Genomic DNA, 22,525 nt, shown 5'->3' with positions numbered 1-22,525 from the left:
GGACGCCCGGTGCATTCTGCCGAAGATCTCGCCAGGGCGAGGATCGGTCGTGAGCGCGGCAGGTCTCCTACACCTTGGAGGAGCCGCTCACCAAGGGCTGCTACGAGGCGATCGCTTCGTCCATCGCCGCGATTTACCTTGTTCGTCAGGACCTGTGTTTACCTGCCCTAGTTGTCGGCCGTAGCGTCGGTGCTGCTACGCTGGGCGTTAGCGCCGTCGCTCTGTTGCTCGGCCCACCCACCCGGACCGGTCGGAAAGCTCGGCTCTCCTTCCGCCTCTAGACTCTCGTGGAACTCAGTGGCAGGTCTTCCTGGGTATTGGCGGCCGCTCGACAGGTGCCCTTGATGGCCGGGATGGAGGCTTGCGTCATCGTTGCGGGCATGATCCGGCGGTTCGGCATAGGCTGCCGTGGCAAACAGCGATCCGGCGCCGATGAAGAGTGCCAATGCGAGAACGTGCTTCATCGTGCTGTCCTCCAGTATTTGGACTCAAGATTCAGATAGAGCCCATCCAGGCTGTGTAAAGGGCAGCTTGGAATGAAATTGATTAAGGGGGCAGCACCTGCACATCCCCGGCCGTACGGTATGGCTGCCCAATTTCGGCAATATCGACGATCCGAGCCTCGAGCCGATGATGCCTTCGGCGGACCGGATCGGCCGTCCGCGCAAAGGCGACTGGCTGGTGTTTCGATTAGACTCGCTTGGGCGTCGTTTTCGAACACCAGCCTCTCGCGGGCCGCCCGAGTACAGCGTCACGGGATGTGCGGAGTGCTTTTCACCCGCAGTACGGCTCCAAGAACAGTTGACGTTGGAACTGCCATTCATCTGGGGAATTGTAAAGTTGGCGAGGCTAAGCAGAAATTGCTTGGCGAACGAACTTGTCAGAGCAATCGGAGCGTCAACCGTAGGCTTTTCAAGATCGCCTGCGCAATTTGCGGTTGCGCTTTACATAATAGGTCAAAAAACAACATAGGGAGGTTATCATGATCAGGATTCAATCAGTTCTATTTTCTATTCTACTACTAGGAATGGCAGGGTCACCCGCGACAGCGGAGGAGGTCTGGTCCCTTGACGGCTTAAAGGCCCCCGAGAGCGTACTTTTCGACACCAAGCGGAACGTCTTCTACGTTCCAATATTGTTGGCGAGCCCGCCGGCAAGGATGGGGTCGGACACCTTTCGAAAGTTTCGCCTGACGGAAAGTTGCAGGCAGCCGAATGGGTGACCGGGTTTAATGCGCCCAAGGGATTGGTGATGCAAGGCGATACGCTTTTCGTCACCGACATCGATCGGCTTATGGCCGTCAACGTCGAGAGCGGTCAGATCACCGGAACATGGCCCGCGGAAGGCGCTCAGTTCCTCAATGACCCCGCCGTCGACGAGGCGGGTCGCGTCTTTGTTTCCGACATGCTGGCGAACAGGATTTACCTTCTGGACAACGATGCTCTCACCGTCTGGCTGGAGAGCGAGGATCTCCTGCATCCGAACGGTCTGCGCGTCGAAGATGGTCGCCTCCTCGTCGCCGGCTGGGGTCGCGATATCCAGCCGGATTTTTCGTCCAAGACACCCGGCCATCTGATCGCGATCGACCTGAACACGAAGGCTATCTCTGACATCGGGTCCGGCGAGCCTGTTGGAAATCTAGATGGTCTAGAACCGGACGGAGCAGGAAATTGGCTTGTTACGGACTGGGTCGCAGGGGCGCTCTTTCGCATTCATCCGGATGGAAAAGTCGAGCAGCTGATGGACCTCAATCAAGGCAGCGCCGATCTGGAATTCCTGGAAGAAAAAAAGCTGGCAATCATCCCGATGATGATGGACGGCAAACTGGTCGCAACTCGATTGGGTGGAGCAACTTGAGAAGAGGCTCACATAGTCCTCTCCCCAATTGGCCGTACAGGGTCATGACTTGCACTATCGAAGGGCCGGATCAGCGGCCCTTTCCACATCTGTGCCAGCTCTTGCGCGGTGCCGTTCCGAAACGCAAAAACCGCGCTCCATCGGGAACGCGGCTTTGCCAGATACGCATGGCGCTTCGCCAACAGAACACTTGCGAAACTTACGGGCTCCGGTACGCGAGACCTGATCCGGAGCGCCGGGCGGATGCGATATGCCGCCTCGCACTCCGTTCTACAGGGACATCGTTACCGGGTGGTTATCGATAGTTTAAGCAAATCTAAATTTCCGATGTTTCTCTTTGCCGGGAACGGAAAAGCCCGTCGAGTTCGAGGCTTAAGCGCGTCGCGTCTGAAGGGACGGTCAGACCCGAGCGCAAGCTCTTGGGCGACATGCGTTACGCCGGGTTACCGCGCAGGAAATTTATGATGCCGGAAAAATCGGCACCGGCATGTCCCTGGGCATTGAACAGCCCATAAAGCTGGGCGGCCTCGGCGCCCAGCGGCGTCACCGCACCGGCGCTTTGCGCGGCTTCCTGCGACAGTTTCAGGTCCTTCAGCATCAGTGCTGCGGCAAATCCCGGCCTGTAGCCATTGTTGGCCGGCGATGTCGGCACCGGACCGGGCACCGGGCAATAGGTGGTCAGCGACCAGCACTGGCCCGACGAGTTCGAGGCGACGTCGAACAGCGCCTGATGCGACAGGCCGAGCTTTTCCGCCAGAACGAAGGCTTCGGCGACGCCGATCATCGAAATGCCGAGGATCATGTTGTTGCAGATCTTTGCCGCCTGTCCGGCGCCGTCATCGCCGCAGTGGACGATGCGGCCGGCCATCGGCTTCAGGATGGGTTCGGCCTTGGCGAATGCGTTCTTCGAGCCACCGGCCATGAAGGTCAGCGTGCCGGCTGCGGCGCCGCCGGTGCCGCCGGAAACCGGCGCGTCGATCGACAGCAGCTTATGTTTGGCGGCAATGGCGTGGGCTTTTCGTGCCGATTCGACGTCGATGGTCGAGGAGTCGATGAACAGCGCGCCTTTTTTCGCCTTGGGCGCGATGTCCTCATAGACCGACAGGACATGCCTGCCGGCCGGCAGCATGGTGATGACCACATCGGCCTCTTTCACTGCGGCAACGGCATTGGCCATGACGACGACGCCATGCTCCTTGGCGATGACGAGATTCTCCGGCATCAGGTCGAAGCCGTGCACGGCATATCCAGCCTTGACGAGATTGGCGGCCATCGGGTTGCCCATATTGCCGAGGCCGATGAAGGCGATGGTGGTCATCGTTTTCTCCCGGTTTTGCCGTCAGCGGCCGATCAGGGCGCGTGCGATGATGACGCGCATGATCTCATTGGTGCCTTCGAGAATCTGGTGAACGCGCAAATCGCGGACCAGCTTCTCGATGCCGTAGTCGTGCAAATAGCCGTAGCCGCCATGCAGTTGCAGCGCGTCGTTGGCGACATTGAAGCCGATGTCGGTGACGAAGCGCTTGGCCATCGCCGACCATTTCAAGGCATCGGGAGCTTTGCGGTCGAGCTTCGAGGCGGCGGCGTAGAGGAATATCCGTGCCGCCTGCAGCTCGGTCTCCATGTCGGCGAGCTTGAACTGCAGCGCCTGGAACTGGTTGATCTTGGAGCCGAAGGCCTTACGCTCCGCGGTGTAGGCCAGTGCCTTGTCGAGCGCCGATTGCGCGCCGCCCAGCGAACAGGCGGCGATGTTGAGCCGGCCGCCGTCGAGTCCGGCCATGGCGATGCCGAAGCCGGCGCCTTCGACTGAGAGCAGGTTTTGCGCCGGCACCTTGCAGTCCTCGAAGATGACCTGGCGCGTCGACTGCATGTGCCAGCCCATCTTGTGCTCGTTGGCGCCAAAAGACAGGCCGGACGCATCCTTCGGCACGACGAAGGTGGAAATGCCCTTCGGCCCGTCGGCGCCGGTGCGCGCCATGACGATATAGAGGTCGCTGTCGCCGGCGCCTGAGATGAACTGCTTGACCCCGTTCAGCACATAGTCGCCGCCGCTTTTCACCGCGCGCGTCTTCAGCGCCGCAGCATCCGATCCCGAGCCTGGCTCGGTCAGGCAATAGCTGGCCAGCCATTCCATCGAAGTCAGCTTCGGCAGGAAGCGTTGGCGCTGCTCGTTACTGCCGAAGCGGTCGATCATCGAGGCCACCATGTTGTGGATCGAGATGAAGGAGGAAAAAGCCGGATCGGCGCGCGAAAGCGCCTCGAAGATCAGCACGGCGTCGAGCCGACCGAGCGCCGAGCCGCCGACATCGTCGCTGATATAGATGCCGCCGAGGCCGAGCGGGCCTGTCTCACGGATCACGTCTGCCGGAAAATGCTTGTTGCGGTCCCAGTCGAGCGCGTTCGGCGCGACGCGGTCGGCGGCGAAGGCCTCGGCCATCTCCTGGATGGCGCGCTGGTCCTCGTTGAGTTCGAACTGGCTGGTGCCCGCATCGACAGCGGCGTCCATGGCGTGCTCCCTGATGTTGTCGGCCGGCTGGCCTGTCGTTTTTGGCTTTGCGCGCGGTTCAATCTAGACCAATGATGCCGCCGCGCAAGCTGACCGTCTGCATCCAACCAACTGGGAGCGCCGTGCGCGAATGCGTGTGTGGAGCAAGGCGTGACGACAGATTTCGATGAACTGCTCGAGTGTTTCCATGCCTATCTCGAAAGGTTCGATGATACGCTGGTGCGCGATGCCGTGGCCCGGATCGGCTGGGCCATGCCGGCGCGTCGGCTCGAGCCGCATCCGCTCGCCTGCCTGCGCCAGCTCGACCGTATCGCCGAGCTCGCTCCGGCAAACGCCAAGCCGCTGGCGCGGCTGCTTGCGGAGCGTCGCGGCGAACTGCGCTGGGGGCAGACCTACAGCGAGGCGGATTTCGGCAAGACTTTCATCGACAATTACGGCTGGCTGGAGGTATTCGGGACGCGCGGCCATTTCGTCAACGACGAGGTCGCGGCCGGGCTGCTGATCCTTGGACCTGATGTCGTCTATCCCGACCATCATCATGTCGCCGAGGAGATCTACATTCCGTTGACCGGCGGCACCGAATGGCGCATGGGCGAAGGCGGTTTTCGCACGCGCGAGGCGGGTGAGGTGATCCACCACGCCTCTGATGTCAGCCACGCCATGCGCACCGGCAAGGAGCCGCTGCTGGCGCTCTACATCTGGCGTGGCGGGCCGCTGGCGGCAAAATCCACGGTCACCGGAACGACGGTACAGGGCAAGGACTGATGGCCAAGGCGATCATGCTGCAAGGCACGGGCTCCGATGTCGGCAAAACAGTGCTGGTCGCGGGCCTCTGCCGCGCGGCCAGGAAACGCGGGCTGCAGGTGCGGCCGTTCAAACCGCAGAACATGTCGAACAACGCCGCCGTTGCCGATATTCCGGGCGACAAACTCGGCGGTGAGATCGGCCGCGCCCAATGGCTGCAGGCGATCGCCTGTGGCGTTGCGCCCTCCATCCACATGAACCCGGTGCTGCTTAAGCCGCAGACCGATATCGGTGCGCAGGTAGTGGTGCAGGGCAAGGTGTCAGGGGAGGCGAGGGCACGCGACTACCAGGCGCTGAAGGGCAGGCTGATGGATGCCGTGCTGGACTCCTGGGCAAAGGTCGGCGACGGCGCCGATCTGGTCATCGTCGAGGGCGCCGGCTCGCCGGCCGAGATCAATCTCAGGAACCGAGACATTGCCAATATGGGCTTTGCGACGCGCGCCAATGTGCCGGTGATTCTGGTCGGCGACATCGATCGCGGCGGCGTCATCGCCTCGGTCGCCGGCACGCATCTGATCCTGCCGGAAGAGGACCGGCGCATGATCGTCGGCTATCTCATCAACAAGTTCCGCGGCGATGTCTCGCTGTTCGATGACGGCATCAAGGCGATCGAGACATTCACCGGCTGGCGCTGCTTCGGGGTCGTGCCGTGGCTGAAGGCGGCGGCGCGGTTGCCATCTGAAGATTCCGTGGTACTCGAACGCCTGGCGTCCGGCGAGAAACGCGCGCTGAAGGTCGCCGTGCCGATGCTTTCGCGCATCGCCAATTTCGACGACCTCGACCCGCTCAAGGCCGAACCGCAGGTCGAGGTGGTATTCGTGCCGCCTGGTCAGCACCTCCCCGAAGATGCCGGGCTGGTGATCATTCCCGGCTCGAAGTCGACGATCGGCGATCTCCTAAGATTCCGCGAGAACGGCTGGGACCGCGACCTTGCGGCCCACCGCAAGCGCGGCGGCCACGTCGTCGGCATTTGCGGCGGGTTCCAGATGCTCGGCCACGTCGTGCGCGATCCCGACGGCATCGAGGGCAGCGTGACCGAGACCACAGGGCTTGGCCTGCTCGATGTTGAAACGGTGATGGAGCCGGAAAAGACCGTGCGCAATGTCAGGGCGCGCTCGGTGCAGTTCGACCTGCCGCTCGAGGGCTATGAAATCCATCTCGGCCGCACCACCGGTCCGGATACGCTGCGGCCGTCCGCCGTCATCAACGGCGTCGATGACGGCGCCATCTCCGCCGACGGCAAGGTGTCGGGCACCTATCTGCACGGGCTGTTTTCCGCCGACGCTTTTCGGGCGAAATTCCTGGAAAACCTTGGCGTGAAAGGCGGCGGCGTCGACTATCGCGCCGAGGTCGAACGAGCGCTGGACGAGGTCGCAGCCGAGTTGGAAACTCACCTCGACTGCGACGCCATCTTTGGCCTGGCGCGTTAGCTGGCGCGTTCGGTGGCCTTGGGCCAATAGGTACCAAACGACCAGACATTGCCTTCCGGATCGCGGCAGATGAATTCGCGGCTGCCGTAATCGCGGTCCGTCAGTTCTTCCAGTATTTCGGCGCCGGCCTTTTTGGCTCTGGCATAAGCAGCATCGGCATCGTCGACGGCAACATAGATCGATCTGCCGCCACCCGGGCCCGGTGCACCGATCATCTGGCCAAACTTGTCGTCGCGTGCAGTGCCCAGCATGATCATCGATGAGCCAAAAGTCAGTTCGGCGTGATGGACAATGTCGCCTTCGCCGTAGCGGGCATGAACGGCAAAGCCGAAGGCTTCGCCCAGCCAGTCGATCATCTTGGCTGCATTGCGGTAGCGCAACGTGGGATAGAGCCTGGGCGGTTCGACATTTATTGTCATGGCGATCTCCTTCAATTGGATTGTCGATAACCCAGTCTGGGCGAAGGCTGTTCGCACGTCTTGAAGAAATGTTACCACGCGCGCGCCCGTTGGGCGTCGCAAAAGGCGTTCCAGAATCTATGCCTGGGCGGCAAGTGTCGTCGGCGTTTCGCCGGCAAGGTCGCGGAATTCGCGAACAAGATGCGCCTGGTCGGCATAGCCGCAATCGGCGGCGATATCAGCCCAATCGGATTTGTCCTGTCTTGACAGCCCGAGCGCCCGATTGAAGCGGACGATGCGCGACAGCGTCTTAGGGCCGACGCCGATCGCGTTGGAGAATTTTCCTGCGAGATGCTTGCGGCTCCAGCCCAGCCTGTCGGCGAGCGATGAGACGCGAATGCGGCCGCCCGAGACGATGATCCGGTCATAGGCCCAGGCGATTTCGGCCTGCGTTTCCCGGGCTTTGTCCAGCCGTGCTGCGACGAACGTCTCGACGATGGCAAAGCGTGCGCTCCAACCGTGCGCATTGCCAAGTCTTTCCCGCAGCGCGATGCCCTCAAGTCCGAGCACATCGTCGAGGTCGACCATGCGGTCGGTGAGTTCGCTCATCGCAAGGCCGAAGAAGCGGCGGGCGCCGAGCGGGGTGAAATTGACCTGGACGCAGCAGGCGCCACCGAAGGATTCGATCACCACCGGACCGGCAAAAAGGCCGGCGGCGAAACTGGCGAAGCGGTCGTTGTCGCCCGGATCCTTGCCGAGTCCGATGGCGAAGGGTTCGGCAAAGCTGATGACCAGCGGCACGGTCAGCGATGCATATTCGACGTTGCGGAAACGGCCCGGTGTCGTTTCGCGATAGCCGCAGATGTCGGTGACCGCGCCCCGGAGGCAAGGGCCGGACGTACGCCGCACCATCTCGAACCGGTCGAGGCCGGGATTTTCATGTCGGCTGCCGTCTTCGCTCTTGGCGGGCATGAGCTTTCCTTCCGCCCAAGGAGTCTAACAGACCAGCCCTCAAAATCAAAAGCGCCCGGCTTGTGGCCGGGCGCTTCGAGTTACCTGAGATTTGAATACTTAAGCGCCGCGAACCAAGCAGCCGCCAGCAAGCACAATATAAGCGATGAGGACGATCCACACCGCGGCCAAGGGAATGAACGCAAAAACGCCGAGAGCGGCGAGAAGGCCGATGATGGCGATAACAAGGGATATGATGAAAACAAGCTGCGTAGGCGCACTGAGATTCATGTGTGGCTCCTCCAACATGATTCGTACAACCGCATAGTATCAGGCGCGCCGTTCACACACCAATCAGCGTGCGCAGCGGGTTCGCCGGATCGGCAAGCAGCTTGATGGCCAGCGCCAGACAGACCATCACCAGCAGCGGCTTGATCAGTTTTGCGCCATTGCGGATGGCGAGGCTGGCGCCGACGCGGGCGCCGAGGAACTGGGCGACACCCATCATCAGGCCGATCTTCCAGTAGACGACCCCGGCAGCAGCGAAGACGATGAAGCCGCCGATGTTGGAGGCGAAGTTGAGCAGCTTGGTGTGCGCCGTCGCTTTGAGCACGCCGTAGCCGGCTAGGGTGACGAAGGCCAGCATGTAGAAGGAACCGGCCCCCGGCCCGAACAGGCCGTCATAGAAGCCGACAATCGGCACCAGGATCAGCCCGAACAGGAACGGCGACAGGCGCCGGGCGCGGTCGACGTCACCCATGTTGGGCTTCAGGGCGAAGTAAAGGGCGATGGCGATCAGCAGGACCGGCAGAAGAGCGCGCAACAGGTCGCCCGGCACGAATGTCGCCAGCAAGGCGCCGAGAGCACTGCCGGCAAGCGCCAACAGGGCCGAAGGCAATTGCCGGCGCAAATCGACATGGCCCTTCGCGGCGTAGTGGATGGTCGCCGAGCCTGAGCCGAACATGCCCTGCAGCTTGTTGGTTCCCAGCGCCTCGACCGGCGAGAAGCCGGCGAGCAGCAGTGCTGGAATGGTGATCAAGCCGCCGCCGCCGGCAATCGAATCGACGAAGCCGGCAGCGAAGGCGGCGGCGCCGAGAATGACGACGGTTTGGGTGAAAAAATCGAACATCGGATGGTTGCGGGAGGGGTTCCGGCCAGCGGGAAAATATGGCGCGTTCGAACCACAGCCGACCCGTTTGCGCAAGACCGATTCCGCGCTACCTATGCCAAGCGCGCGGCGACGCGCTTGGCTCTTTTGTTTATGCATGTCGTTATCTCAAAACCGCTGCGCACTTTTGAGCGACATGCATTTGACGAATCGGAAAGGGACGCTGATGGCATTCGCATTGATTGACCAGATACGCTCGATCTTCGATGGCGACCCCGGCGTGCGCAAGGTTGCGGACGATCCTGTGCTGTCGGCGGAACTGCTGATGCTGTTTCGCATGATCCTGGCCGACGGTACGGTCAGCGAGAGCGAAATGGCCGCCTTCAGGCGCATCTGCCGGGAAGCCTTCGGCATTCCGGAAGCCAGCATCGACAGCGTCATCGAATATCTCAACGAGTTCGGCTACGAGACCAACAGCTCGCAAGCCATCGCGCAGTTCCGTGACCTCGACGTCGAGAGGCGCAGCCTGCTTGCCCGCCATATGGCCGAGATCGCCAAGGCCGATTCGCAACTTGCCGGGACCGAGATGCAGCTTTTGCGCCGCACGCTCGACTTGCTCGACATCAGCCCAGCCGATGTGGTGAAGGCCGAAGAGTAAGCCGTTCTGAACGGTGGGCGGCTCACCCCTGTTCCTGTAACCGCCGAGCAATCGCGCGGTGCAGGTCTGGGGCCGCAGCGACCAGCGCCTTGGCGGCTTCGGACTGCGGATGGTCGAGAACCTCGCTCGTCCTGCCGCGCTCGACGATCCTGCCGTCATACATGACCATCACCTGATCGGTGATGGCGCGAGCGACGGTCAGATCGTGAGTGATGAATAGATAGGCAACGCCGAGCTTCTGGTTGAGCTCGGCGAGCAGATCGAGAATCTGGGCACGGATCGAGACGTCGAGCGCCGAGACCGGCTCGTCGGCGACGACCAGTTTGGGGCGGGTCATGATGGCGCGGGCGATCGACAGGCGCTGGCGCTGGCCGCCTGAAAATTCGTGCGGATATTTGTCCATGTCGCGTGAGCTGAGACCGACCTCGTGCAGGACCTTTGCCACCATCTCGCGCCGCTCGGTATTCGTCGGCTTCTTCTCCAGGACATGCAGCGGCTCGGCGACCAGTTTTTCGACTTTCTGGCGCGGGTCGAAAGAGCCGTAAGGGTCCTGGAACACCACCTGCATGTCACGGCGCGCCGGCTTGAGCTCCGCCTCGCTCTTGCCGGTGATGACCTCGCCGCGAAACCGGATCGTTCCCGATGTCGGCCCGTCCAGCGCCAGGATCATGCGGGCAAGCGTGGACTTACCGCAGCCGGAACGCCCGACCAGCGCCACCGACTGGCCGGGATCAATCGAGAACGAGACATCGTCGACGGCGCGGATCGGAGCCGCCCGCTTCAGCAGCGACGGGCGACGTCCCGGATAGTCCCGCGTCACGCTGTCTACCTGAAGAAGAGGTTTGGCACCCTGGAGCAGGGGGGTGTCTTGGCCGACCTCATGTGTCCTGGCGCGCGCCGGCACATGCATCGAGGCCTGCGCCAGTTGTCGGGTGTAGGGATGGAGCTGTTCGGACAAGGTGCGCGCCGTGTCGCCGGCCTCGATCACTTCGCCGTGGCGCAGGATGGTGATGCGATCCGCCATCTCCGTCACCACCGCGAGGTCGTGCGAGATCAGAAGCAGGCCCATGCGATTTTCCGCGACCAGGTCGCGCAACAGGTCGAGGATCTGCGCCTGCAGCACGACGTCGAGCGCCGTCGTCGGCTCATCGGCGATCAGCAGCTTGGGTTTCAGCGCGCAGGCAATGGCGATGACGACGCGCTGGCGCTGGCCGCCGGAAAGCTCGTGCGGATAGCGCGATAGCGGGAATTTGGTTGAGGGCAGGCCGACCCGGTCGAGCATCTTTCGCGCGCGGTCCTCGGCGTCAGCGCGGCTTGCCTTCGTATGCCAGCGGATGCCTTCGGCGACTTGCTCGCCAATGGTCTTGACCGGGTTCAGCGCCGTCATCGGCTCCTGGAACACCATGCCGATGTCGTCGCCCCGCAGCGCGCACATCTGGTCTTCGCTGGCCGCCAGGATGTCGATGCCGTCGAAGACGACGCGCCCGGTGGCGCGCGCCGACCAGGGGAGAAGCCGCATCACCGTCAGCGCCGTGATCGATTTGCCCGAGCCGGATTCGCCGACCAGCCCCATCACCTCGCCGGGCGCGACGAAGAGCTCGACATCCCTCAGGATCGGCGTGTCGCCGATGCTCAGCGAAAGGTTCTCGATTTCGAGCAGGCTCATCGCTGACGCCGTGACCGGGGATCGAGGATGTCGGCAATACCGTCGCCGAGCAGGTTCAGGCCAAGCACGGTGACGACGATCGCCATGCCTGGAAAGATCGCCATCCAGGGCGCCGCCACCATGCGGGTCTGCGCGTCGAACAGCATCCGGCCCCAACTCGGCATCGGTGGCTGTGTGCCGAGCCCGACATAGGAAAGCCCGGCTTCGGCCAGGATGCCGAGCGCGAACTGGATGGTGCCTTGCACCAGAAGCAAGGTGACGATGTTGGGCAACACATGTTCCAGTGTGATCAGTGTTTTGCCTTTGCCGGCGGCGCGCGCGGCGAGGATGAAGTCGCGCGGCCAGATAGCCAGCGCGCCGGCCCGGGCGACGCGGGCGAAGACCGGAATGTTGAAAATGCCGATGGCGATGATGGCGTTGAGCGCGCCCGGCCCGAAGATGGCGGTGATCATGATCGCCGACAGCAGGGCAGGGAAGGCGAAGACGAGATCGTTCAGCCGCATCACCGCTTCGTCGGCGATGCCGCCGCGCGCCGCAGCGAAGGCACCGAGCGGCACGCCGATGCCCATGCCGATGCCGACCGCCACCAGCGCCACGGCGATCGAATTGCGGGCGCCGACCATGATCATCGACAGGATGTCGCGGCCGAAATGGTCGGTGCCGAACCAGTGCGCCGGCGAGGGTGCCTGGGTCTTGTCGGCGATGATCAGCTTGGTGACGTCAAAAGGCGTCCAGAAGAACGAGACGATGGCGACCGCTGCCACCAGCGCGGTGATGACGAAGCCAGCGAGGAACGAGCGGTTGGTGAAGGCCTTGACGAGGATGTCGGCAAAATTTTCCTCTGGAATGTCGAAGCGCAGCGTCATTGGCGGCTTCTCAGGCGCGGATCGACGACCGCATAGGAGAGATCGACAAGCAGGTTGACCGCGATGACGGCGGCCACCAGCAGCATGACGACGCTTTCGACGACGATCAGGTCGCGCTGGGTGATCGCCTGGAACACCAGCCGGCCAAGGCCGGGCAGGTAAAAGACGTTCTCGATGATGATGGTGCCGGCGAGCAGGAAGGCGAACTGCAGGCCGAGAATGGTGAGCACCGGGATCATGGCGTTGCGCAGCGCGTGCCGCCACAGCACCGCGCGATAAGGCAGGCCCTTGGCGCGGGCGGTGCGGATATAGTCCTCGTTCAGCACTTCGATCAGCGCCGAGCGGGTGACGCGGGCGAGGATCGCCGCTTGCGGCAGAGCGAGCGCGATCGCCGGCAGGACCAGCGATTTCAGCGCCGGCCAGACGCCGGCGCTCCAACCCGGAAAACCGCCGGCCGGCACCAGCCGCAGCCAAACCGCAAACAGGTAGATCAGCATCAGCGCAAACCAGAAGTTCGGCACGGCGACGCCAAGCTGGGCGGCGCCCATCGCAATCGTGTCGCCGGCCCGTCCGTGCCTGCCGGCGGAAAACAGCCCGACCGGAATGGCAATGATGGTGGACAGCGCCAGCGCGATCAGCGCCAGCGGCAGCGAGACGACGACGCGCTCGCGGACCAGGTCGATGACCGGCACCGAATAGGTGTAGGAACGGCCGAAATCGAGGCTCAGCAAGCCGCCGGCCCAGTGCAGATAGCGCAGAGCGAGGGGCGCGTTGAGGCCCATCTGGTTGCGCAGCAGCTCGACCTGGTCGGCGCTGGCGTTCATGCCAAGCATCAGCCGCGCCGGGTCACCGGGAATGATCTCCAGCACGGCGAAGACCACCATCGAGGCCAGAACCAGCGTGATGACGGCGATGGCAAGACGATTGAGAAGATAGGTGGTCATGGGAGGAGGACCGCTGCGCTGCCTCACTCCGTCCACTTCACCTTGGTCAGGTCGTTGGCCTGGATCGGGGCGTTTTCCCAAAAACCCTCGAGCTTGGCGTCCCAGACGCCGGCTTTCGGCAGTTCGTAGAGGAAGCCGACCACGGCATCGTCGGCCAGTATCTTCTGCGCCTCGCCGAGCAGCGTCATGCGCTTGGCCTCATCGGAGGTGAGGTTCAGATCGGCGATGATCTTGTCGAAGGTCGGGTTGTCGTAGTTGAAGTAGTAATCCTTGCGCGAATAGATATCGATGTCGTTGGGCTCGGTGTGGGAGACTATGGTCAGGTCGTAATCCTTCTTGGTGAAGACCTGGTCCAGCCACTGCGCCCATTCCACGGGCACGATCTGCAGATCGATCCCGACATCGCGAAGCTGCGACGCGATGATCTCGCCGCCAAGCCGCGCATAGGGGGGCGGCGGCAGTTTCAGCGTCGCCTTGAAGCCGTTCTCCAGACCGGCTTCCTTCAGCAGTTCCCTGGCCCTCTCGACATTGTGCGGATAGAGGCCGGTGAGGTCGACATAGGCCTTGTTGGCGGGCGACATGTGCGAGCCGATCGGCACGCCAAGGCCGGCCGAGGCGCCGTCGATGATCGCCTTGCGGTCGAGCGCAAACGAAATCGCCTGCCTGACCTGCAGTCTGTCGAAAGGCGGTTTCTTGTTGTTGATCGAGAGAATGGTTTCACCCTCGGTCGCGCCGATCACCACCTTGAAGCGCGCGTCGTCCTTGACCTGCGCGACACTGTCGGGATCGGGGAAGAAGGGAAAGGCCTGGACGTCGCTGGAAAGCAGCGCCGGTATCGCGGCGGCGGCATCGGGAACGATGCGGAACTCCGCCTTGTCGAGGGACACCGGGGCGCCCCAGTAAGTATCGGACTTGATCAGCGTGATCGACGAGCCCTTGGCCCAGCTTTGGAACCTGAACGGGCCGGTGCCGACAGGCTTTTCCTTGTTGGTGTCGGCTGTCTCCGGCGCGACGATGACCGCGTCGCCCCAGCCCATATTGTAGAGGAAGGAACTTTGCGGGTTCTTCAGCGTGATCTTGACCGTCGCCGGATCGACGACCTCGACCGTATCGATGGCGGCGAACAGGCCCTTTTGTGCGTTGACGGAGTTGTCGGCGCGGGCGCGGTTGAGCGAGAATTTCACGTCGTCGGCGTTGAAGTCGGTGCCGTCGTGAAACTTGACGCCGATATGCAGCTTGAAGGTGTAGACCTTGCCGTCGTCGGAAATGGTCCAGCTTTCGGCGAGATCCGGCAGCACCTCGCCGTTCGGACCGATGCGGGTCAGCCCCTCGAACACATTGGCGTAAAGCACTTCGTCGATCGCCGCCGCAGCACCCGCAGTCGGGTCGAGATGCGGAGGTTCGAGCGTGATGCCGATGACCAGATCGGTCCGCACAGCGAACGCCGAGGCCCCAGTGGCCACCACCAGGCCCGCAGCGGTGAGAATGGTTTTCCACAATTTCATCGTGCAGCTCCCGTATGCTCAAAAAATGCTCAAAACCCGGTGGATAGAAGCGTGATTTCGCCAAGGAGTAAATTGCGTTTCGTGCTTTCTGGCAGCGCCGGCGGGAATGTTTTCCGTTAGCCGCCGGCTCAAGCGATCGAAGCTTTCCGTCGCAGCCGGGTTACCGTGCGCCGGCGCCCCTGAGCAATATGTTCAGCCCGATCGCCATCACCTTGGCAGATTCGACCATGTCGGAGATCCCTACCCATTCGTCGGGCCTGTGGGCGAGGTCGAGAATGCCAGGGCCATAGGCGATGCAGTCGTAGATGTGGCCGATGCGGGCAATGTGCTTCTGGTCGTAGGTGCCGGGTGAAATCACGTAGTCGGGCTCGCGGTCGAATATCTCCATGATGCCTTGCGCCACCGCCTTGACCACCGGTGCATCGCGCTCGGTCATCAGCGGCAGCACCTCCATGAGATCGCGGATCTCGTAGTCGAATTTCTTGCGCTCGCGCTTCAGCCGGTCGAGGATATCAGTCACCTCGCTCTTGACCGTGCCGAGGTCCTCCTCCAGCAGGAAGCGGCGGTCTATGGTCAGCCGGCAGGAATCGGGCACGTTGGGCGATGGCAGGCCGGGCCGGAAATCCTCGGCCTGGCCGCCGTGGATCGAGTTGATGTTCATGGTCGAGCGCTTTGCCCCATCGGGCACGACCGGCATTCGAGTCATCTTGCGGTCGAGCGCCGGGAACAGTTCTTCCTCGAAAGCCTTTAGCACGGCGCCCATATGGCGCACCGCGTTGTCGCCGAGGAACGGCATCGAGCCGTGGGCGATCTCGCCCTTGGTCTCGATCTCCGCCCACCACACGCCGCGATGGCCAAGGCAGATGCGGTCCTTGTTCAACGGCTCGGGGATGATAACGTGGTCGACCTTCGGCTTGGAAAAATAGCCGAGCTTTGCCAGATGGGCGACGCCGCCAAAGCCGCCGGACTCCTCGTCGACCGTGCCTGATATTTCGATGGCGCCCGGAAAATCGGGGAAGACCTCCATGAAGGCCTCGGCGGCGACGATCGAGGAGGCCAAGCCGCCCTTCATGTCGCAGGCGCCGCGGCCATAGACCTTGCCATCCCTGACAATGCCGGCGAAGGGATCGAGGCTCCAGCCGTCGCCGGCTTCGACCACGTCGATATGCGAGTTGAAATGCACGCAGGCGCCGGGCGAGCGGCCATCGAAGCGGGCGACGACATTGACGCGCGGGTAGCGGTCGGTGTCGCCGGGCGTGTCTTCGGCGCGGATGAATTCGACTTCGAAACCGCGTTTCTTCAGCCGCGCTCCGACGTATTCGGCGCATGGCCGATAGGCTTCGCCTGGCGGATTGATTGTCGGAAAGCGGATCAGATCCGCGGTCAGCGCGACCAGGTCGTCGACCCGATCATCGACCGCTTTCAGGAGCCGTTCGTTCATTTCGTTCATTCGACGAATTGAGCAGCCAACGGCGCGCTTTGGCAAGCCTCTTGGCGGACCGCGCCGCTGCTGCGTGTTGCTGCGGCAACTATCGCGGGAAATCGTTCAAATTCGCTGCTTTGGATTGGCGAATTCGTCAAGGAGTATGTGGTTACCTCACTTGTCATTTAAAAAATCAAGAATAGCGTGAAGGCAGGCGGGCAAGGGCAATCAAAGGGGTTTGATCGCATGAAAAAGACCGTTCTCATGGCAGCGTTACTGGTAACGATGCTGTTCGGTTCTTCGGTCGAGGGCTGGGCAGCCAAGCTGGTTGCAAGGATCGACGTGTCATCGCAGACGATGACTGTAAGATACGGTCAGGCGGTTTACCGATGGCGCGTATCGACGGCGCGCAAGGGGTATATCACGCCGCGCGGCAGCTACCGGCCGCAACGAACGGCACGGATGTGGTATTCGCGCAAATACGACATGTCGCCCATGCCTCATTCGGTGTTCTACCGCGGCGGCTATGCCATCCATGGCACGGGCGCGGTGAAGTCTCTCGGGCGCCCCGCGTCGCATGGCTGCGTGCGGCTGCACCCGGCCAATGCCGCAGCCTTTTATTCGATGGTGCGGCAAGCCGGCTTCCGCAATACGCGGATCGTCGTGACCAACTAACTTTAGGTGGTTGCAAGCTCGCGGTTCCTACAAGAAGTCAGAACGGGCGCTTGTGTGAAGCGACGCCGGCTTTCCGCTCTGAACTAATTCGTCGGCGAAAGTGGGAGCACTATTTACGTGGGCAGGCTTTGGGCAGAATATACGGGGTGGGAGGAAGCAATCGGAATCCCTGAATAAATGCGCCCGAACGGCTTCCGACCGTTGGTTGCAAGGGAGGATAATCATGAAACGTATTTTCTCGCTCGCGGCGTGTGCCGCGGCGTTATCGCTCGGCGTATCGAACGCCTACGCACAATCGGGCGGCGTCGATAAGGCGGTCGGCGGCTACAGCTTCGAAGAAGCCGCAAAGGAGGCTCCCGGTACCAAGAACTTCCATTCGGCCGATGGTCACCTCACTTTCGCTATCGTGACACACACTGCCGGCAATGGTTTCTTCGATCCGGTCTACGTCGGCGCGACCGTCGCCGGCAACCTGATCGGCGCCAAGGTCCTGCTGCTCGGCTCGGAATCGCCGACCGACGACCCTGCCCGCGAGATCGAAATCCTGAACCAGATCGTGCAGGATCCGACGATCGACGGGCTGATCATGACAACGCCCCAGGTCGGCGCCTATAACGACATCGTCAAGGCCGCCGAGGCGAAGGGCATACCGGTCGCTACGACCAATTCCTTTGACGGCACGCTCCTCAACCGCAGCAGCATTGGCCACACCGGCCAGGACGCCTCCGCTGCCGCAATCGCCGGCGAGGCGCTCGTCAAGTGCCTCGCGGACAAGGGTATCGAGAGGGGTTCGATCGTCCTGCCGTCGTCGACCGCAATGGGCAACATCGAGGTGAACAATCGCGTCACTTCGGCTTTCAACGCCATCGTCAAGGGCTTGAAGGATGCCGGCAAGCTTGATGCCTTCAAGGTCGACGCGGGTCCGGAGAACACAGGTATCGACACCAATCCGAATGATCCGGTGAACGGCATCGTGACGCTGTTCGAATCGCGAGGCGACGTCGTTGGCGCGTTCGCCGGCAATAACGTGTTCACGCCGGCGCTTGCCAAGGCCGTCGCTCAGACCGGACTGACCGGCAAGATCTGCGCCTACGGTTTCGACCTCGGCCCGGCCCAGCAGGATGCGATGAAGAGCGGCGATCTGACCGGGGCGCTCGGGCAGCAGCCCTTCTTGCAGGGCTTCTGGCCGGTCATGCAGCTCTATCTGGAGATCGATCGCGGTATCGCGGCATCCAACCTCGACACACGTGCCCAACTGGTGACGAAGGAGACCGTCGAGGATGTCGGCAAGCGCTTCGAGAACTGAGTCCGCTCGGAAGGTCTGAAATCATTGCGGGAGGGCGCAAGCTCTCCCGCAATGCGGCAGCAGGGAAATCGACCAGAAGAGACCATGGCGCTTACCGCGACCACATCACTCGGCCGTGCGCCGTCCCAGATTGTCGGCGGCTGGGAGGTGGGGCTCGTTGCCTTGCTTTTGCTGCTCTATCTCGGCGGCGCTCTCGTCAATCCCGCGTTCTTCGGGTCGACAGGAGCGTTTCACTCGCTGCTCCGCGACACCTCGCGGGTTGCCATCATCGCGGTCGGAGTGACCTTCGTCATCGTCAACAAGGACCTCGATCTTTCGGTCGGTTCAACTTACGGCCTAGTCGCCGTCGTCTTCGCCAGGCTGTTCGCGCCGAGCTTCCTTGACCTCGGCGTCGTCACGTCGGTGATCCTCTGCATGCTTCTCGGTGTGTTGATCGGTCTCGTCAATGGCGTGTTCGTTACCATCCTGAAAGTGCCTGCATTCATCGCCACCCTGACGATACTTTTCATCGGCCGCGGCTTCGTGCTGGCGCTCACTCACGGCCAGGCGATCTACTATCCTGCCAAGGCGACCGGCTATCCGCTTTTTTTTCACCTCGGCGAGACTAACCTCCTCGGCTTCAACAACCAGGTCGTGATCTTCGTTGTTGTCGCAGTGATCGGCGCCTATGTGCTCGCCAAGACGCGCTGGGGCTACGAGACCTTCGCCACCGGCGGCAACGAGCAGGCGGCGTCCTATGCCGGCATCCCGACCAACTGGGTGCGCATTCGAGCCTACCTGATCTCCTCACTCTGCGCGGCGCTTGCCGGCCTGATGTCAGCTGCCCAGGACAAGGGCGTGACGCCCCTCTACGGCGTCAGTGGTGAGCTGACCGTCATTGCCGCCGTGATCATCGGCGGCGCCTCGATCCTCGGCGGCCGCGGCCGGGTCGCCGGATCCTGCCTTGGCGCCCTGCTGGTGGTGCTGCTCGACAAGGTGTTGCGCGAGGGCTGGCCGATCACGCGCACCATCAAGATCGGCGACGAGGAGATCACGGTCAACGCCGTTTTCTCGCTGCCGGTCGGCGCGGTGCCGGTGTTCCTCGGACTGCTGCTCGTCGTGGCGGTGCTCATCGAGCCCTATCTCATCCGCCGCCAGGTGGCAGGGCGCCTCTGGGCCTGGCTCCGCGGCCGGCCACCGCCACCGGCCTACGAGATCGGTGGCATCGCGATCGAGGGAGTGCAGACCAAGGGGGCAATGGCGACCGACATGGCGCTGTCGGCCACCGGGTTCGGCAAGTTCCTCGCCCGGCGCGACGCGCTCGCCATCATCTTGACCGTGCTCCTGTGGCTGACCGGCCTCGCGCTCCGGCCGGACTACTGGTGGAACCTGTCCAACAGCTTCGCGATCCTGCTCAACTATACCGAGCTTGCGCTGATCACCATCGGGCTCACCTACGTCATCGCCGCCGGCGATATCGATCTCTCCGTCGGGGCGGTGCTCGCCCTCGCCGGCAGCACCGCCGCCTATTTTCTCAAGGTTCTCGGCGCCGACCCCGTGACCGCGGTGGCGATGGGCCTGCTCGCGGGCATGTGTGCCGGCCTCGTCAACGCGATCGTCACCGTCGGCTTCAAGCTGCCGGCCTTCATCGCCACGCTCGGCATGTTCTACATCGCCCGCGGCCTCGCCGCCTGGTTCGTCGCCGGGCAGCAGCTCACCGGCTGGCCCGAGGGCTACAACCTGCTTGGCCGCAAGGTGAACGACATCCTGCTGCACTACCGCATCTCGCTGCCGGACGGGCTGCTGCGCTCGATCGCCGAGGTGGTGAGCGTCCAGACCATCTGGATGCTGTTCGTCGCCGTCATTGCCGGCGTCGTGCTCGCCTATATGCCGTTCGGGCAGAAGGTCTATGCGACCGGCGGCAACATTCGCGCCGCCGCCTATGCCGGGATCAACACCAACCGGGTGCGGTTCCTCGCGCTTATGCTGGCGGCGCTCTGCGCGACAATGGCGGGGATCATCAACGTCGCCTACTTCCGCAGCTTCAACCCGGTAGCCGGCCAGTTCCGCGAGCTCGACGCCATCGCTTCGGTGATCATCGGCGGCGGTTCGATCTTCGGCGGCTACGGCACCGTGATCGGGGGGCTCGCCGGGGCGGCGGTGATCACCCTGATCCGGGCGCTGCTGCAGCTCAACGTCCAGGGCTTCACCATGCCGCAGCACTGGATCAACGTCTTCATCGGCGGCATCCTGATCGTGGCGGTGCTGATCGACATCTGGGTGCGCCAGGCCAACATCTTCGGCCGCCTGCGGGCGCGCCTCGCACGGCGCACACGAACGGCGGAGACCACCCATGCGTGACCCGACCACGCCTGCACCGATCGTAGAAATGCGGGGCATCGAAAAAGCCTTCGGTGCAGTGCAGGCGCTCCGCAACGTCGACCTCGTGCTCTATCCCGGCGAGATCCTGGGCCTCGTCGGCGACAACTCGGCCGGCAAATCGACGCTGATGAAGATCCTGACCGGCGCCTACCAGCGCGACGCCGGCGAGGTTTTCGTCGCCGGGCAGCCGGTGCACTTCAAGAGCCCGCACGAAAGCCGCGACGCCGGCATCGAGATGATCTACCAGGATTTCGCTCTTTGCGGGAATATGGATGTCGGTCAGAACATCTTTCTTGGCCGTTGGCCGCGCAAGGGCCTTTTCGTCAATCGGCGGAAAATGTACGCGGAAGCCGACAGCGTGCTGAAGCGACTCAAGGTCGACGTGAACTCCGTCTATCAAAAGGTCGAGAGCCTGTCAGGCGGACGCCAGCAATCTGTGGCGATTGCCCGCGCTATCTCCTTCCAGCCGCGCGTGGTGATCCTCGACGAGCCGACCGCCAATCTCTCGGTGATGGCGACCGAGCGGCTGCTCGAGACCATGCTGGAACTGAAAAAGCAGGGCGTTGCCCAGATCATCATCTCCCACCGCCTCGTTGACATATTCGCTGTGGGCGATCGCGTGATGGTGCTGAAGCGCGGCGAGAACGTCGGCGATCGCTACGTCAGGAACACCGGCGAGCATGAGGTCCTGGAGATCATCGTCTCCGGCACGCGAGAGCACGCACTTACGGCCGATGAGGCGAGGCTTTGACCGATCAGGTTCACTTTTCTCCAGGCGTGGCTGTCAAACAGCCCTTTCATTTCGGACGTGCTTAACGATTGGCGGTGAAACTTGCCGCGCCGAAAGACCGAAACTTGAAACAAGGCCGCCATCGAGCGATCCGGCCGAAACAAAAAACCCGCCTCAGCGGGCGGGTCGTGGGCGCAGATCTCAAGAATTGTGCTTAAATTCCTAGCATAACTGCCGTCACTTGTCGTCGAAACTACACATAGTTGCAGGGCAATCGCTTCACGCTTGCGCTGCATCTCAATACTTGCCGCTTCAGGCCGCTTCGCCGCGCTGTCTCGCCTTTTGACGCTTTCCGCGCGGGCCGCTGATTTCCCACCTTTTGTGGAACCACATCCACTGGCCGGGATCCTCGCGCACCCAGCGCTCGACCACGTCGTTGAGCAGCTGGGTGGTGCCGTGGACGTCGACACTGCCTCCGGCGGTGCGCGGCAAGGTCAGTTTGTCCTCGATCTCGAGCCGGAAGCGGTTCCCCGGCAAGCGCACGCAGCGCGCCGGATAGACATCGCAGTCATAGTGCCGCGCCAGGGTGCCCAGAACCCGGTTGCTCTCGCATGGGCGGCCGAAGAATGTCGTTTCGAGCCCGCTCGAGAATTTCTGGTCGACGAGCACGCCGATATTGCCGCCTTTCTCCAGAATGGCGGCCAGCGCGAATGAAGCGCCGGTCGAAGAGGGCAGAAGCGACCCCATGGTCGAGCGGCGAGTCGAGAGGATGTAGTCGGCAAGGTAAGGGTTGTTGGGCGGGCGAAACAGCGCCGTTATGTTCATGCCGAAAGTGGCTGCCGCCACCGGAAGCAGTTCGAAGTTGCCGAGATGCCCCGTGAAGATGATATGGGGCTTATGTTCCTCGGCGATATGCACGAAGTGCTCGACCCCCTTGACCTCGACGCGGCCCGGTTTCGTCGCGGCGGGATCGTAGTCGAACAGGGCGTCGAGAAAAATGTATTCTGCGGCGAGGCGGGCCATGTTGCCCCACATATCGGACGCGATCGCCTGGATTTCGCTGTCGCTCTTTTCCGGGTAGGCGTTGCGCAGATTGGCGATGGCGACATTGTGGCGTCCCACCCACGGACCAATGCGGCGGGCGGCTCGGTCGGCGAAATTGAGCGCGCTGTCGACCGGCAGCAGACGCAGCAGCCAAATTATCGTCATCGCGGCGCGCGCAAGCAGCCAATAGTTGAACTGGCGCAGCCGCCTGCCGTGGCGGAACGCCAAGTCCCGGCGGAGCTTCTTGAAGGTGTTGCCGACCATGCCTAGCCCATGATGTTTTTAGACAGCAA

The 22,525-nt window shown here is 62.6% G+C and carries 21 protein-coding genes; 8 read left to right on the top strand and 13 right to left on the bottom strand.

Annotated elements, in window-relative coordinates:
- Nucleotides 1–167 precede the first annotated feature (167 nt).
- Complete coding sequence (locus ACWTU7_RS17865; RefSeq protein WP_029351875.1) at nt 168–464, bottom strand: hypothetical protein; 297 nt, start codon at nt 462–464, stop codon at nt 168–170.
- Between the two features lie 736 nt (nt 465–1,200).
- Here ACWTU7_RS17865 and ACWTU7_RS17860 point away from each other — a divergent pair.
- Nucleotides 1,201–1,857: an SMP-30/gluconolactonase/LRE family protein gene (locus tag ACWTU7_RS17860; protein ID WP_455839381.1), complete on the top strand. Its 657-nt coding sequence runs from the start codon at nt 1,201–1,203 to the stop codon at nt 1,855–1,857.
- A gap of 433 nt (nt 1,858–2,290) precedes the next feature.
- Here the strand turns inward: ACWTU7_RS17860 and mmsB are convergent, their stop codons facing one another.
- Together mmsB and ACWTU7_RS17850 are read right to left on the bottom strand one after the other, a co-directional pair.
- The gene (gene mmsB / locus ACWTU7_RS17855) at nt 2,291–3,175 is read right to left on the bottom strand and encodes a 3-hydroxyisobutyrate dehydrogenase (protein WP_455839380.1); all 885 of its coding nucleotides are present in this window, start codon (nt 3,173–3,175) and stop codon (nt 2,291–2,293) included.
- Between the two features lie 21 nt (nt 3,176–3,196).
- Nucleotides 3,197–4,363, bottom strand: a complete 1,167-nt coding sequence (locus tag ACWTU7_RS17850) for an isobutyryl-CoA dehydrogenase (protein ID WP_455839379.1) — start codon at nt 4,361–4,363, stop codon at nt 3,197–3,199.
- A gap of 150 nt (nt 4,364–4,513) precedes the next feature.
- Between ACWTU7_RS17850 and ACWTU7_RS17845 the strand changes: the two genes are divergently transcribed.
- Nucleotides 4,514–5,128, top strand: coding sequence for a dimethylsulfonioproprionate lyase family protein (locus ACWTU7_RS17845; RefSeq protein ID WP_455839378.1), 615 nt, complete (start codon nt 4,514–4,516; stop codon nt 5,126–5,128).
- Nucleotides 5,128–6,597 (top strand): cobyric acid synthase, encoded by a 1,470-nt coding sequence (locus tag ACWTU7_RS17840; RefSeq protein WP_455839377.1) that lies wholly within the window; start codon nt 5,128–5,130, stop codon nt 6,595–6,597. The genes ACWTU7_RS17845 and ACWTU7_RS17840 overlap by 1 nt, the downstream gene beginning before the upstream one ends.
- Here ACWTU7_RS17840 and ACWTU7_RS17835 read toward each other — a convergent pair.
- From ACWTU7_RS17835 to ACWTU7_RS17820, 4 genes are all read right to left on the bottom strand, one after another.
- Nucleotides 6,594–7,016, bottom strand: a complete 423-nt coding sequence (locus ACWTU7_RS17835; RefSeq protein ID WP_455839376.1) for a VOC family protein — start codon at nt 7,014–7,016, stop codon at nt 6,594–6,596. The genes ACWTU7_RS17840 and ACWTU7_RS17835 overlap by 4 nt on opposite strands.
- A 117-nt stretch (nt 7,017–7,133) precedes the next feature.
- On the bottom strand, nt 7,134–7,967 hold the full coding sequence (locus ACWTU7_RS17830) for a helix-turn-helix domain-containing protein (protein WP_455839375.1): 834 nt from the start codon (nt 7,965–7,967) through the stop codon (nt 7,134–7,136).
- 99 nt (nt 7,968–8,066) lie between these two features.
- A complete protein-coding gene (locus ACWTU7_RS17825) occupies nt 8,067–8,237 on the bottom strand; it encodes a hypothetical protein (protein WP_084831397.1) in 171 nt (56 codons plus the stop codon).
- A 52-nt stretch (nt 8,238–8,289) separates the two neighbouring features.
- Entirely contained in the window at nt 8,290–9,075 is a 786-nt protein-coding gene (locus ACWTU7_RS17820; protein ID WP_029351857.1) for a TSUP family transporter, read from the bottom strand.
- A gap of 205 nt (nt 9,076–9,280) precedes the next feature.
- On the opposite strand from ACWTU7_RS17820, the gene ACWTU7_RS17815 reads away from it, so the two are divergent.
- Nucleotides 9,281–9,712 (top strand): TerB family tellurite resistance protein, encoded by a 432-nt coding sequence (locus ACWTU7_RS17815; RefSeq protein WP_455839374.1) that lies wholly within the window; start codon nt 9,281–9,283, stop codon nt 9,710–9,712.
- 22 nt (nt 9,713–9,734) lie between these two features.
- On the opposite strand, the gene ACWTU7_RS17810 is transcribed toward ACWTU7_RS17815, so the two are convergent.
- The 5 genes from ACWTU7_RS17810 to ACWTU7_RS17790 all read right to left on the bottom strand — a co-directional run bounded on the left by ACWTU7_RS17810 (nt 9,735) and on the right by ACWTU7_RS17790 (nt 16,134).
- A complete protein-coding gene (locus tag ACWTU7_RS17810; protein WP_455839373.1) occupies nt 9,735–11,378 on the bottom strand; it encodes an ABC transporter ATP-binding protein in 1,644 nt (547 codons plus the stop codon).
- Entirely contained in the window at nt 11,375–12,244 is an 870-nt protein-coding gene (locus ACWTU7_RS17805) for an ABC transporter permease (protein ID WP_095521956.1), read from the bottom strand. Before ACWTU7_RS17805 ends, ACWTU7_RS17810 begins: the two co-directional genes overlap by 4 nt.
- Nucleotides 12,241–13,188: an ABC transporter permease gene (locus tag ACWTU7_RS17800; RefSeq protein WP_029351849.1), complete on the bottom strand. Its 948-nt coding sequence runs from the start codon at nt 13,186–13,188 to the stop codon at nt 12,241–12,243. The genes ACWTU7_RS17805 and ACWTU7_RS17800 overlap by 4 nt, the downstream gene beginning before the upstream one ends.
- Before the next feature lie 23 nt (nt 13,189–13,211).
- Nucleotides 13,212–14,693, bottom strand: a complete 1,482-nt coding sequence (locus ACWTU7_RS17795) for an ABC transporter substrate-binding protein (RefSeq protein ID WP_455839372.1) — start codon at nt 14,691–14,693, stop codon at nt 13,212–13,214.
- 160 nt (nt 14,694–14,853) lie between these two features.
- Nucleotides 14,854–16,134: an acetylornithine deacetylase/succinyl-diaminopimelate desuccinylase family protein gene (locus ACWTU7_RS17790; protein ID WP_455839371.1), complete on the bottom strand. Its 1,281-nt coding sequence runs from the start codon at nt 16,132–16,134 to the stop codon at nt 14,854–14,856.
- 228 nt (nt 16,135–16,362) lie between these two features.
- Here ACWTU7_RS17790 and ACWTU7_RS17785 point away from each other — a divergent pair, with 228 nt between their 5' ends.
- The 4 genes from ACWTU7_RS17785 (at nt 16,363) to ACWTU7_RS17770 (ending at nt 21,209) form a co-directional block, all read left to right on the top strand.
- A complete protein-coding gene (locus ACWTU7_RS17785) occupies nt 16,363–16,791 on the top strand; it encodes a L,D-transpeptidase (protein ID WP_029351843.1) in 429 nt (142 codons plus the stop codon).
- Between the two features lie 223 nt (nt 16,792–17,014).
- Nucleotides 17,015–18,097 (top strand): substrate-binding domain-containing protein, encoded by a 1,083-nt coding sequence (locus tag ACWTU7_RS17780; protein ID WP_455839370.1) that lies wholly within the window; start codon nt 17,015–17,017, stop codon nt 18,095–18,097.
- An 84-nt stretch (nt 18,098–18,181) separates the two neighbouring features.
- Nucleotides 18,182–20,437: an ABC transporter permease gene (locus ACWTU7_RS17775; RefSeq protein ID WP_455839369.1), complete on the top strand. Its 2,256-nt coding sequence runs from the start codon at nt 18,182–18,184 to the stop codon at nt 20,435–20,437.
- Nucleotides 20,430–21,209, top strand: coding sequence for an ATP-binding cassette domain-containing protein (locus tag ACWTU7_RS17770; RefSeq protein ID WP_095521961.1), 780 nt, complete (start codon nt 20,430–20,432; stop codon nt 21,207–21,209). Before ACWTU7_RS17775 ends, ACWTU7_RS17770 begins: the two co-directional genes overlap by 8 nt.
- A 291-nt stretch (nt 21,210–21,500) precedes the next feature.
- Here the strand turns inward: ACWTU7_RS17770 and ACWTU7_RS17765 are convergent, their stop codons facing one another.
- The gene (locus ACWTU7_RS17765; protein WP_455839368.1) at nt 21,501–22,496 is read right to left on the bottom strand and encodes a lipid A biosynthesis lauroyl acyltransferase; all 996 of its coding nucleotides are present in this window, start codon (nt 22,494–22,496) and stop codon (nt 21,501–21,503) included.
- Nucleotides 22,497–22,525: the final 29 nt, after the last annotated feature.

The organism is Mesorhizobium sp. BHscii (genome assembly GCF_053848065.1).
Note: the sequence above shows the minus strand (reverse complement) of the source record. Positions and strands in the feature narration are given on the sequence as shown.

Excerpts from the sequence above, each read along its gene's own strand:
- ACWTU7_RS17865 (WP_029351875.1), bottom strand. The coding sequence starts at position 464 with ATGAAGCACGTTCTCGCATTGGCACTCTTCATCGGCGCCGGATCGCTG.
- mmsB (WP_455839380.1), bottom strand. The coding sequence starts at position 3,175 with ATGACCACCATCGCCTTCATCGGCCTCGGCAATATGGGCAACCCGATG.
- ACWTU7_RS17850 (WP_455839379.1), bottom strand. The coding sequence starts at position 4,363 with ATGGACGCCGCTGTCGATGCGGGCACCAGCCAGTTCGAACTCAACGAG.
- ACWTU7_RS17840 (WP_455839377.1), top strand. The coding sequence starts at position 5,128 with ATGGCCAAGGCGATCATGCTGCAAGGCACGGGCTCCGATGTCGGCAAA.
- ACWTU7_RS17835 (WP_455839376.1), bottom strand. The coding sequence starts at position 7,016 with ATGACAATAAATGTCGAACCGCCCAGGCTCTATCCCACGTTGCGCTAC.
- ACWTU7_RS17830 (WP_455839375.1), bottom strand. The coding sequence starts at position 7,967 with ATGCCCGCCAAGAGCGAAGACGGCAGCCGACATGAAAATCCCGGCCTC.
- ACWTU7_RS17825 (WP_084831397.1), bottom strand. The coding sequence starts at position 8,237 with ATGAATCTCAGTGCGCCTACGCAGCTTGTTTTCATCATATCCCTTGTT.
- ACWTU7_RS17820 (WP_029351857.1), bottom strand. The coding sequence starts at position 9,075 with ATGTTCGATTTTTTCACCCAAACCGTCGTCATTCTCGGCGCCGCCGCC.
- ACWTU7_RS17815 (WP_455839374.1), top strand. The coding sequence starts at position 9,281 with ATGGCATTCGCATTGATTGACCAGATACGCTCGATCTTCGATGGCGAC.
- ACWTU7_RS17810 (WP_455839373.1), bottom strand. The coding sequence starts at position 11,378 with ATGAGCCTGCTCGAAATCGAGAACCTTTCGCTGAGCATCGGCGACACG.
- ACWTU7_RS17805 (WP_095521956.1), bottom strand. The coding sequence starts at position 12,244 with ATGACGCTGCGCTTCGACATTCCAGAGGAAAATTTTGCCGACATCCTC.
- ACWTU7_RS17800 (WP_029351849.1), bottom strand. The coding sequence starts at position 13,188 with ATGACCACCTATCTTCTCAATCGTCTTGCCATCGCCGTCATCACGCTG.
- ACWTU7_RS17795 (WP_455839372.1), bottom strand. The coding sequence starts at position 14,693 with ATGAAATTGTGGAAAACCATTCTCACCGCTGCGGGCCTGGTGGTGGCC.
- ACWTU7_RS17790 (WP_455839371.1), bottom strand. The coding sequence starts at position 16,134 with ATGAACGAACGGCTCCTGAAAGCGGTCGATGATCGGGTCGACGACCTG.
- ACWTU7_RS17785 (WP_029351843.1), top strand. The coding sequence starts at position 16,363 with ATGAAAAAGACCGTTCTCATGGCAGCGTTACTGGTAACGATGCTGTTC.
- ACWTU7_RS17780 (WP_455839370.1), top strand. The coding sequence starts at position 17,015 with ATGAAACGTATTTTCTCGCTCGCGGCGTGTGCCGCGGCGTTATCGCTC.
- ACWTU7_RS17775 (WP_455839369.1), top strand. The coding sequence starts at position 18,182 with ATGGCGCTTACCGCGACCACATCACTCGGCCGTGCGCCGTCCCAGATT.
- ACWTU7_RS17770 (WP_095521961.1), top strand. The coding sequence starts at position 20,430 with ATGCGTGACCCGACCACGCCTGCACCGATCGTAGAAATGCGGGGCATC.
- ACWTU7_RS17765 (WP_455839368.1), bottom strand. The coding sequence starts at position 22,496 with ATGGTCGGCAACACCTTCAAGAAGCTCCGCCGGGACTTGGCGTTCCGC.